General features: G+C 62.0%; 15 protein-coding genes. 4 read left to right on the top strand and 11 right to left on the bottom strand.

Annotated elements, in window-relative coordinates; all coding sequences use genetic code 11:
• Positions 1-170 precede the first annotated feature (170 nt).
• Positions 171-455, top strand: a complete 285-nt coding sequence (gene ppnP / locus AC07OV_RS24730) for a pyrimidine/purine nucleoside phosphorylase (protein ID WP_176998029.1) — start codon at positions 171-173, stop codon at positions 453-455.
• Positions 456-505: 50 nt separating this feature from the next.
• Here ppnP and AC07OV_RS24725 read toward each other — a convergent pair whose 3' ends face one another.
• The gene (locus tag AC07OV_RS24725; protein WP_495093159.1) at positions 506-1,312 is read right to left on the bottom strand and encodes an MOSC domain-containing protein; all 807 of its coding nucleotides are present in this window, start codon (positions 1,310-1,312) and stop codon (positions 506-508) included.
• 163 nt (positions 1,313-1,475) lie between these two features.
• A complete protein-coding gene (locus AC07OV_RS24720) occupies positions 1,476-2,411 on the bottom strand; it encodes a chemotaxis protein CheV (RefSeq protein WP_176998027.1) in 936 nt (311 codons plus the stop codon).
• Positions 2,412-2,964: 553 nt separating this feature from the next.
• Between AC07OV_RS24720 and AC07OV_RS24715 the strand changes: the two genes are divergently transcribed.
• The 3 genes from AC07OV_RS24715 to AC07OV_RS24705 all read left to right on the top strand — a co-directional run bounded on the left by AC07OV_RS24715 (position 2,965) and on the right by AC07OV_RS24705 (position 5,330).
• Positions 2,965-3,432 carry a hypothetical protein gene (locus AC07OV_RS24715; protein WP_495093158.1) on the top strand — a complete coding sequence of 156 codons (468 nt, stop codon included), beginning with the start codon at positions 2,965-2,967 and terminating at the stop codon, positions 3,430-3,432.
• Positions 3,433-3,780: 348 nt separating this feature from the next.
• On the top strand, positions 3,781-4,674 hold the full coding sequence (locus tag AC07OV_RS24710; RefSeq protein WP_176998114.1) for a sensor histidine kinase: 894 nt from the start codon (positions 3,781-3,783) through the stop codon (positions 4,672-4,674).
• Entirely contained in the window at positions 4,671-5,330 is a 660-nt protein-coding gene (locus AC07OV_RS24705) for a response regulator (RefSeq protein WP_176998025.1), read from the top strand. The genes AC07OV_RS24710 and AC07OV_RS24705 overlap by 4 nt, the downstream gene beginning before the upstream one ends.
• Here the strand turns inward: AC07OV_RS24705 and yegS are convergent.
• The 9 genes from yegS to AC07OV_RS24660 all read right to left on the bottom strand — a co-directional run bounded on the left by yegS (position 5,289) and on the right by AC07OV_RS24660 (position 14,868).
• The gene (yegS, locus tag AC07OV_RS24700) at positions 5,289-6,209 is read right to left on the bottom strand and encodes a lipid kinase YegS (protein ID WP_176998024.1); all 921 of its coding nucleotides are present in this window, start codon (positions 6,207-6,209) and stop codon (positions 5,289-5,291) included. The two genes, AC07OV_RS24705 and yegS, sit on opposite strands and share 42 nt — an antisense overlap.
• A 909-nt stretch (positions 6,210-7,118) precedes the next feature.
• Complete coding sequence (locus AC07OV_RS24695) at positions 7,119-7,511, bottom strand: DUF2802 domain-containing protein (protein WP_176999070.1); 393 nt, start codon at positions 7,509-7,511, stop codon at positions 7,119-7,121.
• Positions 7,512-7,994: a chemotaxis protein CheW gene (locus AC07OV_RS24690; protein WP_010564003.1), complete on the bottom strand. Its 483-nt coding sequence runs from the start codon at positions 7,992-7,994 to the stop codon at positions 7,512-7,514.
• Positions 7,995-8,074: 80 nt separating this feature from the next.
• The gene (locus AC07OV_RS24685) at positions 8,075-8,875 is read right to left on the bottom strand and encodes a CheW domain-containing protein (protein ID WP_494998745.1); all 801 of its coding nucleotides are present in this window, start codon (positions 8,873-8,875) and stop codon (positions 8,075-8,077) included.
• Positions 8,875-9,663 carry a ParA family protein gene (locus AC07OV_RS24680; protein WP_016976611.1) on the bottom strand — a complete coding sequence of 263 codons (789 nt, stop codon included), beginning with the start codon at positions 9,661-9,663 and terminating at the stop codon, positions 8,875-8,877. Before AC07OV_RS24680 ends, AC07OV_RS24685 begins: the two co-directional genes overlap by 1 nt.
• A 51-nt stretch (positions 9,664-9,714) precedes the next feature.
• Positions 9,715-10,602 (bottom strand): flagellar motor protein MotD, encoded by an 888-nt coding sequence (gene motD, locus AC07OV_RS24675; RefSeq protein ID WP_176999072.1) that lies wholly within the window; start codon positions 10,600-10,602, stop codon positions 9,715-9,717.
• 142 nt (positions 10,603-10,744) lie between these two features.
• On the bottom strand, positions 10,745-11,485 hold the full coding sequence (locus tag AC07OV_RS24670; RefSeq protein ID WP_010208778.1) for a flagellar motor protein: 741 nt from the start codon (positions 11,483-11,485) through the stop codon (positions 10,745-10,747).
• Positions 11,485-12,615 (bottom strand): protein-glutamate methylesterase/protein-glutamine glutaminase, encoded by a 1,131-nt coding sequence (locus AC07OV_RS24665; RefSeq protein ID WP_176999073.1) that lies wholly within the window; start codon positions 12,613-12,615, stop codon positions 11,485-11,487. The genes AC07OV_RS24670 and AC07OV_RS24665 overlap by 1 nt, the downstream gene beginning before the upstream one ends.
• A gap of 48 nt (positions 12,616-12,663) precedes the next feature.
• Positions 12,664-14,868, bottom strand: coding sequence for a chemotaxis protein CheA (locus AC07OV_RS24660; RefSeq protein ID WP_176999074.1), 2,205 nt, complete (start codon positions 14,866-14,868; stop codon positions 12,664-12,666).

Here is a 14,868-nt window from a genome sequence, read left to right as displayed (position 1 = left end):
GCTGGCTTGGGCATACTGGCCGCCCTTTTCCGAAATACTGCTCACCCGTAGGAGCCGGCTTGCCGGCGATGAGGCCTTCAAGCCTTGCGTCGCCCGCGCGGACGCCATCGCCGGCAAGCCGGCTCCTACGGGGAGCGGGAAGCCTTAACCCATTTTCCGAGGATTCGCCCATGTTCAAAGTCAACGAGTACTTCGACGGCACCGTCAAGTCGATCGCTTTCGGCACCGCAGAAGGTCCGGCGACCATCGGCGTGATGGCCCCGGGTGAATACGAGTTCGGCACCGCCCAGCGTGAAATCATGCACGTGGTTTCCGGCGCCCTGACCGTCAAGCTGCCAGACGCCGCCGACTGGGAAACCTTCGCCGCCGGCAGCCAGTTCAACGTACCGGCCAACAGCAAGTTCCAACTGAAGGTCGCCGTCGACACCGCTTACCTGTGCGAATACCGCGGCTAAGCTTTTCGGGCCGTCAAAAAAATGCCCGTCTCTCGCGAGACGGGCATTTTTTATTCCAGGATCGTCACCGACATGCCTACGGCCAATTGGCCGATGCCGTCGTTGACCAGGTTCTGGCCGAACATCACATCGCCGTCCTGTTCGCGATAAGTCTTGAGCGTGGCCAAGGGCTCGCGGTCGGCACTGCGTTCGCCACTGGCCGGGTCGATGGTGGTGAGGATGCAGCGCGAGCAGGACTTGACCACGCGAAACTCCACGTCGCCGATGCGCACGCGTTTCCAGGTGTCTTCGGCAAAGGCCTCGCTGCCCTCGATCACCAGGTTGGGGCGAAAGCGCAGCATTTCCATGGGGCGGCCGATGCGCTGGGAAAGATCATCCAGCGACGCCTGGCCGATCAGCAACAGGGGAAAGCCATCGGCAAACCCGACCTGGTCGTCATCCTTGCCATAACCGGCCTCGGTCGTGCGCGCGCGTTCCAAAGGCACCTGCACCAGGCGCGTGGGTTTGCCGATGAAATCGCTGACCCAGGCGGCGGCTTCATCACCGGCGTCCGGTACACGCAGGGTGTCACGCCAGATGGTCACACCGCGCAACTCGGCCTCACTGCCGGGCAATGCCACGTCCAGCGAGGCCAGGCCCGGGGTGCTGAGGGTGAGGCCGCCGCTGCTGTTCCACAGGGCAGACAACTGGCTCATCTTGGCCACGGCACGTTGGGTCAGGAAACGCCCGCTGGCTTCATCCACCAGCATCCAGCGTCGGTCACCGTCCAACCCCAGTTTATCCAGGCCGATCTGCTGCAAGGTTTCGGCCTTGCCGGACTTCAAGGGGTAACGGTACAACGCGCTGAGACGAAGCATGAGCCTGCTTTCCTGCAAGAATAAACCGCCACCCTATCCCAAACACGCCCGTCTTTGTAGTGAGCGGGCTTGCCCCGCGCTGCGGCGTGCCAGTTAACGCTGGGCCGCCTGACACGACACCGCGCGGGGCAAGCCCGCTCACTACAAGTTACCGTGCGGGCCGTCAGGCAGGGGCGTGGTCGAGCATCAGGCGTTGGCGCACCACGTCCACCAGTTTGTCCGGCTGGAACTTGGACAGGAAGTTGTCGCAGCCGACCTTCTTCACCATCGAGTCGTTGAAGCTGCCCGACAGCGAGGTGTGCAACACCACGTAGAGCCCACGCAAGCGCGGGTCGTTGCGTATCTCGGTGGTGAGGCGGTAGCCGTCCATCTCGGGCATTTCGGCGTCGGTGAAGATCATCAGCAACTTGTCGGTCATGACCTGGCCACTGTCGGCCCAGGCCTTGAGCATGTTCAGCGCCTTGAGGCCATCGCTGGCGATGTGCATCTTCACGCCCAACTGACCAAGGGTGTCGCGCAGTTGCGACAGCGCCACGTTGGAGTCGTCCACCAGCAGCACTTCGCGGCCCCGGGCGCGTTCGAGCACCGGGTCTTCGAGCTTTTCGCGGGAGACCTTGGCGTTGTACGGCACAATCTCGGCGAGAACTTTTTCCACGTCGATGATTTCCACCAACTGGTCATCGACCTTGCTGATGGCTGTGAGGTAATGCTGGCGGCCGGCGCTGGTCGGCGGCGGCAGGATGGCTTCCCAGTTCATGTTGACGATGCGGTCGACGCCACCCACCAGGAACGCCTGCACGGAGCGGTTGTATTCAGTAACGATGATGGTGCTGTTCGGGCCAGGTACCAGCGGGCGCATGCCGATGGCCTGGGACAGGTCGATCACCGGCAAGGTCTGGCCACGCAGGTTGACCACGCCACACACGAATGGGTGGCGCTGGGGCATCAGGGTCAGCTTGGGCAGTTGCAGCACTTCCTGCACTTTGAACACGTTGATCGCGAACAACTGCCGCCCGGCCAGGCGGAACATGAGAATCTCCAGGCGATTCTCACCCACCAGTTGCGTGCGTTGGTCTACCGTGTCGAGAATGCCGGCCATTAAAAACTCCTGATGGGCGCGTGGGTTTGCGCTGAGAGATTGTGCTGCTCATTAAGGTTTGTTATCGGCGGCAACCGCCAGACCTTGACCCCGGTAAAATGCCACGTAAATTCATTGATGTCACACTGACATCATGCTTTACTGCAACGGCCTCTCCAGACGGCATTACAGAGACGTCGCGCGACATTGAAATCGACGCGAGGTTCCGCCTTGTAAGGGATTCCCCTATACACAATCAGGCCCAACCTGATATTCGCGATATCTAATAGCCATTAATGTGACGCCATTCTCATTGCATGAATGGAGTCAGGCTTTTGTTTGCCATCCCAAGCCCTCGGCCCACGGGTCTTCCAGACATTCACGTGTCGGCAACTGAAGTTGTGCAATCGCCCCTGATAATGAGGGCCGCGCACGGCTTTCGTGATCATTCAAATAAGCGTCCTACTGGAAATCCAGAAGCGGGCTACAGATTTCAGTCATATTTCAGCGGTAGTTTTAAGCCATTCACCCGATGCGGCATCTCATCACCGGACCTAATGTTGCGGAGACTTGCATGATGAATAACGCGAACGAATGGCAAACTGCACTTCCCGATTTTCTGCTGGAGGCAGAAATGCTGCTGGCCAAGTCGGAAGAGTGCCTGAACCACTTGCATCTGATTCGCAACGACAGCGACGCCATCGACTGCATGAAAGCCAGCCTCGCCAAGCTGGCCGAAAAGGCCGAAGGCCTTGCATTGCAGGCGATCAGCGAGTTCTCGCGCCATATTCAGTACCTGATTGCCAATGCCGCGAGCCCCATGCAGTTGCATGACCAGGCGCTTAATGCGTTGCATGACTGCTTGAGGTTGTTGGCCTGGCAACTGGAGTTGATCGACATCCGCACCGGAGAATTAGGGCTGGATGAAACCGAGCAAACAACCCTGATTGCGACCGTGACCTTGCAAATCCCACAAAAAGACTTTGGTTATAAACCGCAGCAGCGCATGCATCACGCGTCTTACGTGACGAGCAAGTCGTAATTAATAGGCGAGTTATCTAAAAACGACCGTCAACCTAAACGCAGGCTACGTAATTGCGGGCAGGACATATCAATTAGCCATCACCCCAACAACGATACAAACCAACTTTATTAATACAACTGCCCTCTCTTTGAACTCTGGGATTACCGCCCAGGGTGTTTGCGTGGTTAATAAGGCTGCCAAGTGAGGCGCCAGGCGACCAACGGTAATAGTGGTGGTACTATGCCCCGCTCGAAGTGACTCAACTTCATCATGTATAAAAACGATTCGGCACCGCATTCCACACTGAGCCCTGTCAGCCGCCGTGACCGGTCTTCCCGCAGCGAACCTTCATTGGCTTCATCCGCTATGTACACCAGCCTCAAGTCACTCATCGCAAGGTCCGTGTCCCGCAGCAATGCACGCCGTATGGTCCTGGCCCTGTGTTTGTGTTCGCTGCTGGTCAGCCTGTGGGCCTACGCTCGCTCAGCCCCACTGCCGTTGTTGATCCTGCTGCTCAACGCGGCGACCTTGATCGTGGTGGGCCTGCAACAATGGAGCTCGCGCAAGTCGATCAAATTCCAGCCGCAGGAACTCGCCGATCGCCTGCTGCAAGTCCAGGAAAACGAGCGCCATCGTCTCAGCCGCGAATTGCATGACGACATCGGCCAGTTGCTGACCGCCGCCAAGCTGCAAAGCGAATGGCTCAAGCGTCGCCTGCCGGAAGACCTGCAAAGCCAATGCAGCGTGTTGTGCAACACCCTCAATGAAACCCTGGCCAAGGTGCGCGACGTGTCCGCCATCCTCAACCCACGGCAGCTGGCCAGCCTGGGGTTGGAGGCGAGCCTGCGCGCGCACCTGCTCAAGACCCTGGAAAACACCTCGATTCACTGGAGCCTGGAATGCCAGCAACGGCTGACCGGCCTCCCGGAAGAAATGGCCGTCGCGGCCTTTCGCATCACACAGGAAGCGGTGACCAACATGCTACGCCACGCCCAGGCGCGCAATCTGTTGGTGCGCCTGCAACGCCTGCCCGAAGGCCTGTCGCTGAGTATCTGCGATGACGGCCAGGGCTTTTCGCCCGCCATCAACCCCGGCCTGGAAGGCCAACGGGGCATGGCCGGCATGTCAGAGCGGATCGATCAGCTTGGCGGCTCATTGACCGTCAGCAGCCAGCCAGGCCAAGGGACACGGATCGACGCGCTTTTCCCCTGGGCGCCCCGCGCCCTCGAACGGGCCAGTTCCCCTAAGGTTCTCGAGTGACCTGCAAATTACTCCTGGTGGATGACCACGCATTGATCAGGGCCGGCGTACGTGCGCTGGTCCAGGATATTCATGGCTATACGGTGATCGGCGAAGCCAGCGATGGCGCGCAATTGCTGGAAAAATTCAGCGCCCTGCAGCCTGATATTGTGCTGCTGGACCTGTCGATGAAGCACACCGGTGGCCTGGACGCCTTGCAACAACTCAAGGCCGCCTACCCCAAGAGCAAGGTGTTGATCCTGTCGATGCACACCGACCCCGAGCTGATCATGCGCGCGCTGGAATGCGGTGCCCATGGCTACCTGCTCAAGGACACCACGGCCAACGAGCTGGAACACGCCCTGGCGGCGCTGCGCAACAACGAACGCTACCTGAGCCCCGCCATCGCCCATACGGTGATCAACCAGGCGCTGGTACGTAGCCAGGGCCCGACCTCCCCTGCCGCCCACAGCCACAACCTCACTGCTCGCCAGTTGGAGATCCTGCGCCTGATCGTGCGCGGCAAATCCACCCGGGAGATCGCCCACGGCCTGGGCCTGAGCATCAAGACCGTGGAGGCGCACCGCTCGCAGATCATGAAGCGCTTGCAGATATTCGATGTGGCGGGTTTGGTGTTATTCGCCGTTCGCGAGCAGATCATCAGCCTGGACGATTAGGGGCGACCCCACCGGCAGGTGCACGCGCAAGGCCTTGGGCAAGGCGCTGAAACGCAGGTCGTCTCCTTTGAGCGGCTCGCCATCGAGGTTGATGTACAACCCTTCGGCCACCTTGATCTCGACCCAGGGCAGGCGCGCCCGCACAAACAGGTTGTCCAGGCCCCAGCCGTCGGTCATCAGGGTGAGCAGCGTGCCGACCACCTCCTGGGGCGCCGGCAGGATGCTGATGTCCAGCAGGCCGTCATCGGCCAGTGCCCCCGGGCACAGCACGTGCCCACCGCCTGCCTGGCGACCGTTGCCAATGCCCAGCGCGAGCAGGTCGCCCTTCCAATGAAAGCCCGGGCCTTCCAGTTCACCGTAGGCCGCCTTTAACTCGCTGAAGCGGGTCAGGCCGGTGAACAGGTAGGCGGCGCCGCCCAGGACTTTCTTGAGGTCTTCGGAGGTGTTGGCGGTGACCTGGCTGCCGAAGCCGCCCGTGGCCATGTTGAGGAAGATCTGCCCACCGGCCTGGCCGAGGTCGATTGCCGTGGGCGGCACGTCGAGCAGCGCCAGTGCCTGGGCGGGTTCCAGGGGTACGCCGGCGGCTTTGGCGAAGTCGTTGGCGGTGCCCAGGGGCATCAGCACCAGGCTGGCGTCGGTCTTGGCCAGGGCCATGGCTTCGGCCACGTCGCGCAGGGTGCCGTCGCCGCCGCCGGCGATGATATGGGTGTAGTTGCCTTCCAGGGCTTCGTTGACCAGGCGTTGGGCGTCGCCGCCTTCCCAGGTGACCCGTACTGCCAGCTCCCAGCCTTGTTCTCGCCTGGCCTGCACGGCGGCGCGGACGTCCTCGTTGAGGGCTTGCTTGCCGTGGAGGATGAGTAGGGCTTTGGGGGTGGTCATGGGGTGAATCTCCTGGTTCGAAGGTGCTTGGAGGATGTGGACCTTTGGGGAGGGGGATTGGTTTGGTTTACCGGGTGTATATCCGTTATTTAGGTAACGGCTGATATTGGTTCCGCCCTTACGGCGGCTCACTTTTGATAAAGCGCAAAAGTAAGCAAAACGCTCTTGCCCCAACACTCGGCACCTCGCCTAGGCTCGGTGTGCCCGTAATCCGACAGTGATTTGGGGGGCCGCCGCCACGCGCCATCCATGGCGCGGGGCGGCTAAACCGGCATCCCTGCCGGTTTACCCCCCAAATCCCTGCCGAATTCCGGCCAGCGTGTTTGACGGGGCGCTTCAGATCAAAATCAAAAGCAAGAGCACAGCGGCCTGACAGCCGGCTTGAGTGGTGTGGAGCAAAGGCCAAGGCAAACGCGGTCCACTGTAGGAGCCGGCTTGCCGGCGATGGTCGTCAACGATGACGCTAAAATCCCGGCAAACGCGACATCCTGTGGGAGCTGGCTTGCCTGCGATGGCATCAACGCGGTGTACCTGATTCACCGAGGTGTCTGCATCGCCGGCAAGCCGGCTCCTACAGGGGAATGCGGTCGGCAAGCATCACCGGTCGGCTCTAAGGCCGCCGCGTCTGCTTTTGATTTTGATCTGAGGCGCCCCGTCAAACACGCTGGCCGAACGCAGGCTTTGGAGCGTGGGTAACCCGGCAGGACGCCGGGTTAGCCGCGCTGAGCCAAGGATGGCCCATCGCGGCGGCCCACGCTCCAAAGCCGGAGTGAGGGCACACCGAGCCTAAGCGAGGTGCCGAGTGTTGGGGCAAAGGCCTTTTGCTTACTTTTGGGCCTTTCCAAAAGTGAGCCGCTGTAAGAGCGGAACCATAGGCGGCCGTTACCTAAGTAATGGATATGTACCCGGTCAGCTCTTGTGAAGCTTACTCATCAGCTGCGCCTCAGCCTGAGTCAACCCACAAGACTGCGTCAACTCATCCACCGTCGCCCCCATCCCCACCAATTTCGCCGCCTGCGCAAACGAAAGGCTGGACGGATCACGCTGTTCAATCTGCGCCAACTTATCCGGCAACGGCCCCAGGATCGCGCGCAACTCGTGCACCTCGTCCCCGACCTTCACCGCACTCTGCTGGAAGTGATCAACCCGCTTGGCCAACTCCACCAGGCGTCGGTCCCGCACGGCATCACGCTCGGCCTGCTGCAAAGCCAATTCCCGCTGCTGACGCACATAGCGCAGCACAAATGCCAGCGTCCCGGCCCACAACAGGGCCAGGACGATCACCGCCGCCTCAAGGAACAATCAGATGCTCTCCAGTTCCGACCATTCTTCTTCGCTCATCATCTTGTCCAGCTCAACCAGAATCAGCAGCTCGCCGTTCTTGTTGCACACGCCCTGGATAAACTTGGCGGATTCTTCATTACCCACGTTCGGCGCGGTTTCCACTTCCGATTGGCGCAGGTAAACCACTTCAGCCACGCTGTCGACCATGATCCCGACCACTTGCTTGTCGGCTTCGATGATGACGATACGGGTGTTGTCGTTGACTTCAGTCGGCACCAGGCCAAAGCGCTGGCGGGTGTCGATCACCGTCACCACGTTGCCACGCAGGTTGATGATGCCCAGCACATAGCTTGGCGCACCCGGTACCGGCGCGATCTCGGTGTAGCGCAGCACTTCCTGCACGCGCATCACGTTGATGCCGTAGGACTCGTTGTCCAGTTTGAAGGTCACCCATTGCAGGATCGGATCATCCAAACCTTGTGCGGACGCTGATTTATTCATACCCCTGACCCCTTCAAATGCCGCATGACACGGCGTGTGTGCTTCATTGGCCGCATTCGCATGCGACCCTTATTGTTCAATCAACTGTGTTTGTTCAGTGGCATCGATTTGACGGCGCCGCTGGCGATCAGCTCGGCCAGCTCGGCGACGTCGAGCAACGCGCACATGTGTTCGATCACTGTGCCTGCCAGCCAAGGCCGTTGGCCCCGGTGGCTGCGCCATTTGATTTCGTTCGGGTCCAGGCGCAACGAGCGGCTGACTTGATGAACCGCCAGCCCCCACTCGTAGCCCTGCACCGAGATCACGTACTGCAAGCCCTGGCGGAAGTCATCACGGTAGCGGTCGGGCATCACCCAGCGCGCGGTATCGAGGACTTTCAAGTTGCCCGCCTGGCTCGGCAGGATGCCGAGGAACCACTCCGGTTGCCCAAACAGCGGTGTCAGCTCCTGGCCTTCCAGAGAATAGATCGAACCCAGGCACACCAGCGGCACGGCCAGGGTCAGGCCCGCGACATCGAACAGCAGGCATTCGAAAGGCTCGGCGGCCCAGGAGGGTCGGTCGTCGCCCGTCACAGGTGGCGGCGTGATGCTCGGCGGCAGGTGCACCTCGACCACGGGCTCGACCACCACGGGCGCTACAGGCGCCACCACCACGGGGACGATCGGCACCACAACCGGCGCGACAACCACTTGGGCATCACGCGCTTGTTCTTCCAGCACCGCCAGCTGGAATTCATCCAACGTGCTTTCTGGTTCGACGGCCGGCTCCAGCACCAGGATCGGCTCGGGCAATTCTTCAGCGGTCGCGTCCTGCAGCAAGGCGTCCAGGTAGGACTCCAGTGCCAGTTGCGGCCGGGTCTTGAGTTCGACGGGACGGTTCATCACGCCACCTGCGCCACAAGCTGCTGGGACAGCAGATGCTTGAGCAACGCGCGATAGGCCAGCACGCCCCGGCTTTTCGGGTCGAACTGCGACGGCGCGAGGCCTGCGCGGCTGGCGTCACGCAGGCGCGTGTCCACCGGAATGTAGCCGTTCCAGATGGTGTCCGGGTAGGCATCGCGCAACACGCGCAGCGTACCGAGGGACGCCTGGGTGCGGCGGTCGAACAAGGTCGGCACGATGCTGAATGGCAGCGCCTGCTTGCGCGAGCGGTTGATCATCGCCAGGGTGCTGACCATGCGTTCCAGGCCTTTGACGGCCAGGTGCTCGGTCTGCACCGGAATCACCAACTGCTGGCTCGCTGCCAAGGCGTTGACCATCAGCACGCCCAGCAACGGTGGGCTGTCGATGATTGCGTAGTCGAAGTCCTGCCACAGTTGCGCCAGGGTCTTGGCGATCACCAGGCCCAGGCCGCTCTGCCCGGGCGACTGGCGCTCAAGGGTGGCCAGGGCGGTGCTGGACGGCAGCAGGGAAATGCTTTCGTTGCTGGTGGGCAGCAGCAATTGCCCCGGCAAGTCGGCCGGTACGCTTCCTTTGTGCAGGAACAGGTCGTAATTGCTGTGTTCCAGCGCATCCGGGTCGTAGCCGAAATAGCTGGTCATGGAGCCGTGGGGGTCCAGGTCGACCACAACCACACGCTTGCCCGCCTCGGCCAGCAAGCCGGCTAAGGCGATGGAGGTGGTGGTCTTGCCGACCCCACCTTTTTGATTGGCAACTGCCCAGACTCTCATTCGGTTGGTTCCTCCCGGTGGGCACAGGCGCGACCGAGACATTGCATAGGGTTATTGAGCCGGTGACGGAGAATTGACGTTGCCCGAACGAACCGGCGGCTTTGCAGGGGCCGGTGCAGTTTGTGTGCCAGCCCGCTTCAACGCCGCATCCGGTGTCGCATTTGCCGTCCCCGTGCCCGTCAGGCTGCGGCGCACATCGAGGTTGCGCGACACCACCAGCACCACGCGGCGGTTCTTCGCGCGGCCCTCGGCCGTGGCGTTATTGGCCACTGGCTGGAACTCACCGTAGCCCACCGACGCCAGGCGCCCGGGGTTCACCCCCTGCATCGCGAGCATGCGCACGATGCTTGCCGCACGCGCCGAAGACAGCTCCCAGTTGGTCGGGTACTGCGCGGTGCTGATGGGGAAATTGTCGGTAAAGCCTTCCACATGGATCGGGTTTTCGAACGGCTTGAGGATCGCCGCCACCTTGTCGATGATAGTGAACGCCTGGTCGCTGGGCATCGCGTCGGCACTGGCGAACAGCAGGCTGGAATTGAGCTCGATCTCGACCCACAACTCATTGCCGCGCACGGTCATCTGGTTGGAGCTGATCAGGTCGCCAAAGGCGGCGCTGATGTCATCGGCGATGCTTTTCAGCGGGTCGCTGGTGCCCCCCACGCCGGCTGCGGTTTCGTCGCTGTCGTTGACCAGCGGCTTGGCCGGGGTCACGGTCTTGGGCCGCTCTTCACCAATGGGGATCGGCTTGAGGGCGCGGTCGGCATCGTTGAACACACCGATCAGCGCCTGGGAAATGACTTTGTACTTGCCTTCGTTGATCGACGAAATGGAATACATCACCACAAAAAACGCGAACAGCAAGGTGATGAAGTCCGCATAGGACACCAGCCACCGCTCGTGGTTGACGTGTTCTTCAGGTTCGCGACGGCGACGGCTCACAGGCACCTCCCCCGGCAACACAAATCCCCTGTAGGAGCCGGCTTGCCGGCGAAAAACCCGAGCACACCGCAGGGTGCCCGGCAACCCGCGTCATCGTTGACGACTTTCGCCGGCAAGCCGGCTCCTACAGGGTGCATGTTCATCAATCCATGAAGCCCTGAAGCTTCAATTCGATGGAGCGCGGGTTCTCGCCCTCGGCAATCGACAAAATACCTTCCAGCAACATCTCGCGATAACGCGACTGGCGCATGGCAATCGACTTGAGTTTGCTCGCCACCGGCAACAACACCAGGTTGGCACTGGCCACACCGTAGATGGTGGCGACAAACGCCACGGCAATGCCGCTGCCCAGCTGCGAAGGGTCGGCGAGGTTGCCCATCACGTGGATCAGGCCCATCACCGCACCGATGATGCCGATGGTCGGCGCGTAGCCGCCCATGCTTTCAAAGACCTTGGCGGCGTTGATGTCGCGGCTTTCCTGGGTGTAGAAATCCACTTCCAGGATGCTGCGGATCGCTTCCGGTTCGGCGCCGTCGACCAGCAACTGCAGGCCTTTGCGCGCGTAGCTGTCGGGCTCCGCATCGGCCACGCCTTCCAGGCCCAGCAGGCCTTCCTTGCGCGCGGTGAGGCTCCAGTTGACCACACGGTCGATGCCGCCTGGCAGGTCCACACGTGGCGGGAAGATGATCCACACCAAGATCTGCATGGCGCGCTTGAACGAGCTCAGGGGCGATTGCAACAGTGCCGCGCCCACGGTGCCGCCGATCACGATCAGCGCGGCCGGGCCGTTGGCCAAGGCGCCGAGGTGGCCACCTTCGAGGTAGTTGCCGCCGATGATCGCGACAAACGCCATGATGATGCCGATCAGGCTCAACACATCCATCAGAGGCAGGCCTCCACCAGATGCTTGCCGATGTCGTCCAGGCTGTAGACCGCATCGGCCAGGTCAGCCTTGACGATGGCCATGGGCATGCCATAGATCACGCAGCTGGCTTCGTCCTGGGCCCAAATGGCGCTGCCGCCCTGCTTGAGCAGGCGCGCGCCTTCGCGGCCGTCGGCGCCCATGCCGGTGAGCACCACCGCCAGAACTTTGTCGCCGTAGGACTTGGCTGCCGAACCGAAGGTGATATCCACGCAAGGCTTGTAGTTGAGGCGCTCATCGCCCGGCAGGATTTTGATCGCGCCACGGCCGTCCACCATCATCTGCTTGCCACCCGGGGCCAGCAGCGCCAGGCCAGGACGCAGGATGTCGCCATCCTCGGCTTCCTTGACGCTGATGCGGCACAGCTTGTCCAGGCGCTCGGCGAAGGCCTTGGTGAACGCGGCCGGCATGTGTTGCACCAGCACGATCGGCGCCGGAAAGTTGGCCGGCAGCTGGGTCAGCACACGTTGCAGGGCAACCGGGCCGCCCGTGGACGTGCCGATGGCCACCAACTTGTAGGCTTTGCGCTTGGGCGCAGGCGAATGAGCGGCAGCCGGCGCAGCAGCCCGCACCGGTGCAGGCGCAACAGGACGCGCAACCGGTGCCGGCGCAGGACGCCCGAACGCGCTGGTCGGGGCCGCTGCGGGAGCCGGGGTTGGCGCAGGCGCGGGGGTGCTGAACAGGCTGCGACGGTTACTGCGGGAAATGCTGTGCACCTTCTCGCACAGCATCTGCTTGACCTTCTCGGGGTTGCGCGAGATGTCTTCGAAGTTCTTCGGCAGGAAGTCCACCGCGCCGGCGTCCAGCGCATCCAGGGTCACCCGGGCGCCTTCGTGGGTCAGCGAGGAGAACATCAACACCGGGGTCGGGCAGCGCTGCATGATGTGCCGAACTGCGGTGATGCCATCCATCATCGGCATCTCGTAGTCCATGGTGATCACGTCCGGCTTCAACGCAATGGCTTGATCAATCGCCTCTTTGCCGTTGGTGGCCGTGCCGACCACCTGGATCGTTGGATCGGCGGAAAGAATTTCCGAGACGCGGCGGCGGAAGAAACCCGAATCGTCCACCACCAGGACCTTGACTGCCATAAACACTCCGTTAGGCGGGGCGGGCAATACCGCCCTGCCCCACCAGAATCAAATACGCCGAGCGGCGTAACGCTTGAGCATGCTCGGAACATCGAGAATCAGCGCGATCCGGCCGTCACCGGTGATGGTCGCACCCGACATGCCCGGGGTTCCCTGCAGCATTTTGCCCAAAGGCTTGATGACCACTTCTTCCTGGCCCACCAGTTGATCGACCACAAAGCCGATACGCTGGGTGCCCACGGAGAGAATCACCACATGGCCTTCGCGCTGCTCTTCATGCTTGGCCGATGCCACCAGCCAGCGCTTGAGGTAGAACAGTGGCAACGCCTTGTCGCGCACGATCACCACTTCCTGGCCGTCCACCACGTTGGTGCGCGACAGGTCGAGGTGGAAGATCTCGTTGACGTTGACCAGCGGGAAGGCGAACGCCTGGTTGCCCAGCATCACCATCAGGGTCGGCATGATCGCCAAGGTCAACGGCACCTTGATCACGATCTTCGAGCCCTGGCCCTTGGTCGAGTAAATGTTGATCGAGCCGTTGAGCTGGCTGATCTTGGTCTTCACCACGTCCATGCCCACGCCACGGCCGGACACGTCGGAGATCTCGGTCTTGGTCGAGAAGCCCGGGGCGAAGATCAGGTTGTAGCACTCGGTGTCGGTCAGGCGGTCGGCGGCATCCTTGTCCATCACGCCACGCTTGACCGCGATATTGCGCAGGATCGCCGGGTCCATGCCCTTGCCGTCATCGGTGATCGACAACAGGATGTGGTCGCCTTCTTGCTCGGCGGCCAGGATCACCTTGCCATTGCGCGATTTGCCCGACGCTTCGCGTTCTTCCGGGGTTTCCACGCCGTGGTCGACAGCGTTGCGCACCAAGTGGACCAGCGGGTCGGCCAGGGCCTCGACCAGGTTCTTGTCGAGGTCGGTTTCTTCACCCACCAGTTCCAGGTTGATCTCTTTCTTGAGCTGGCGTGCCAGGTCGCGGACCAGGCGCGGGAAGCGGCCGAAGACTTTCTTGATCGGCTGCATCCGCGTTTTCATCACGGCGGTCTGCAGGTCGGCGGTCACTACGTCCAGGTTCGACACGGCCTTTTGCATGGCTTCATCGCCGCTGCTCAGGCCCAGACGCACCAGGCGGTTACGCACCAGCACCAGCTCGCCGACCATGTTCATGATGTCGTCCAGGCGTGCGGTATCAACCCGTACGGTGGTTTCGGCTTCACTGGCCGGCTTGTCGGCCACCGGCGCGGCAGCCGTCCGTGCAGGCGCAGGTGCAGCAGTGGCCGCAGGGGCCGGGGCGGGCTTGGCAGCAGGCGCGGCGGCTTTGGCAGCTACCGGTGCGGCCGTTGCTACCGCAGCGGCCGGGGCCACTTCGGAGAACTTGCCTTTGCCGTGCAATTCGTCCAGCAGGGACTCGAACTCGTGATCGGAAATCAGCCCGTCATCGGCCGGCGCGGCACTGGCGGCAGGCGCGGCGGCGGTTGCAGCGACTTCCGGCAAGGCGTCGGCCACAAAGGTGCCCTTGCCGTGCAGTTGGTCGAGCAACGCTTCGAATTCGTCGTCGGTAATGTCGGTGTTGGCGGAGGCCGCCGGCGCTTCTGGCGCGGCGGCAGGCGCCACGGCGTCAGCCGCGAACTGGCCTTTGCCATGCAATTGGTCGAGCAGTGACTCGAACTCTGCGTCGGTGATGTCTTCGCTGGTCGGCGCTGCGACTTCAGCCGCCGCAGCAGCCGGGGCCTCAGCCTCGGCCTTGACGGCACTGAGGGAATTGAGCAGCTGTTCGAACTCGCTGTCCGTCACGTCCGGCTCGGCTTCCACTACAGGCTCGGGCGCCGCAGCCGCAACGGGTGCGGCCGAGGTGTCGGCAGGTTCTGCCAGGCGCGCCAGGGCGGCCAGCAGTTCCGGAGTGGCGGCAGTGATCGGTGCACGGTCGCGCACTTCGCTGAACATGCCGTTGACCGCATCCAGTGCTTCGAGAATCACGTCCATCAATTCCGAGTCAACGTGACGCTCACCCTTGCGCAGGATGTCGAACACGTTCTCGGCGATGTGGCAGCACTCCACCAGCTCATGGAGCTGGAGGAAGCCGGCGCCCCCTTTTACAGTGTGAAAACCGCGAAAAATTGCATTGAGCAGGTTCGCATCATCCGGTCGGCTTTCCAGCTCGACCAGTTGTTCGGACAGTTGCTCTAAAATTTCGCCGGCCTCTACAAGGAAATCCTGAAGGATTTCTTCATCGGCGCCGAAGCTCAT

It is taken from the genome of Pseudomonas sp. GW821-FHT09A09, assembly GCF_059418405.1.
Note: the sequence above shows the minus strand (reverse complement) of the source record. Positions and strands in the feature narration are given on the sequence as shown.

Bases quoted from the DNA above. Each gene is read 5' to 3' on its own strand.
- ppnP (WP_176998029.1), top strand. From the start codon at position 171: ATGTTCAAAGTCAACGAGTACTTCGACGGCACCGTCAAGTCGATCGCT.
- AC07OV_RS24725 (WP_495093159.1), bottom strand. From the start codon at position 1,312: ATGCTTCGTCTCAGCGCGTTGTACCGTTACCCCTTGAAGTCCGGCAAG.
- AC07OV_RS24720 (WP_176998027.1), bottom strand. From the start codon at position 2,411: ATGGCCGGCATTCTCGACACGGTAGACCAACGCACGCAACTGGTGGGT.
- AC07OV_RS24715 (WP_495093158.1), top strand. From the start codon at position 2,965: ATGATGAATAACGCGAACGAATGGCAAACTGCACTTCCCGATTTTCTG.
- AC07OV_RS24710 (WP_176998114.1), top strand. From the start codon at position 3,781: ATGTACACCAGCCTCAAGTCACTCATCGCAAGGTCCGTGTCCCGCAGC.
- yegS (WP_176998024.1), bottom strand. From the start codon at position 6,209: ATGACCACCCCCAAAGCCCTACTCATCCTCCACGGCAAGCAAGCCCTC.
- AC07OV_RS24690 (WP_010564003.1), bottom strand. From the start codon at position 7,994: ATGAATAAATCAGCGTCCGCACAAGGTTTGGATGATCCGATCCTGCAA.
- AC07OV_RS24685 (WP_494998745.1), bottom strand. From the start codon at position 8,875: ATGAACCGTCCCGTCGAACTCAAGACCCGGCCGCAACTGGCACTGGAG.
- AC07OV_RS24680 (WP_016976611.1), bottom strand. From the start codon at position 9,663: ATGAGAGTCTGGGCAGTTGCCAATCAAAAAGGTGGGGTCGGCAAGACC.
- AC07OV_RS24670 (WP_010208778.1), bottom strand. From the start codon at position 11,485: ATGGATGTGTTGAGCCTGATCGGCATCATCATGGCGTTTGTCGCGATC.
- AC07OV_RS24665 (WP_176999073.1), bottom strand. From the start codon at position 12,615: ATGGCAGTCAAGGTCCTGGTGGTGGACGATTCGGGTTTCTTCCGCCGC.
- AC07OV_RS24660 (WP_176999074.1), bottom strand. From the start codon at position 14,868: ATGAGCTTCGGCGCCGATGAAGAAATCCTTCAGGATTTCCTTGTAGAG.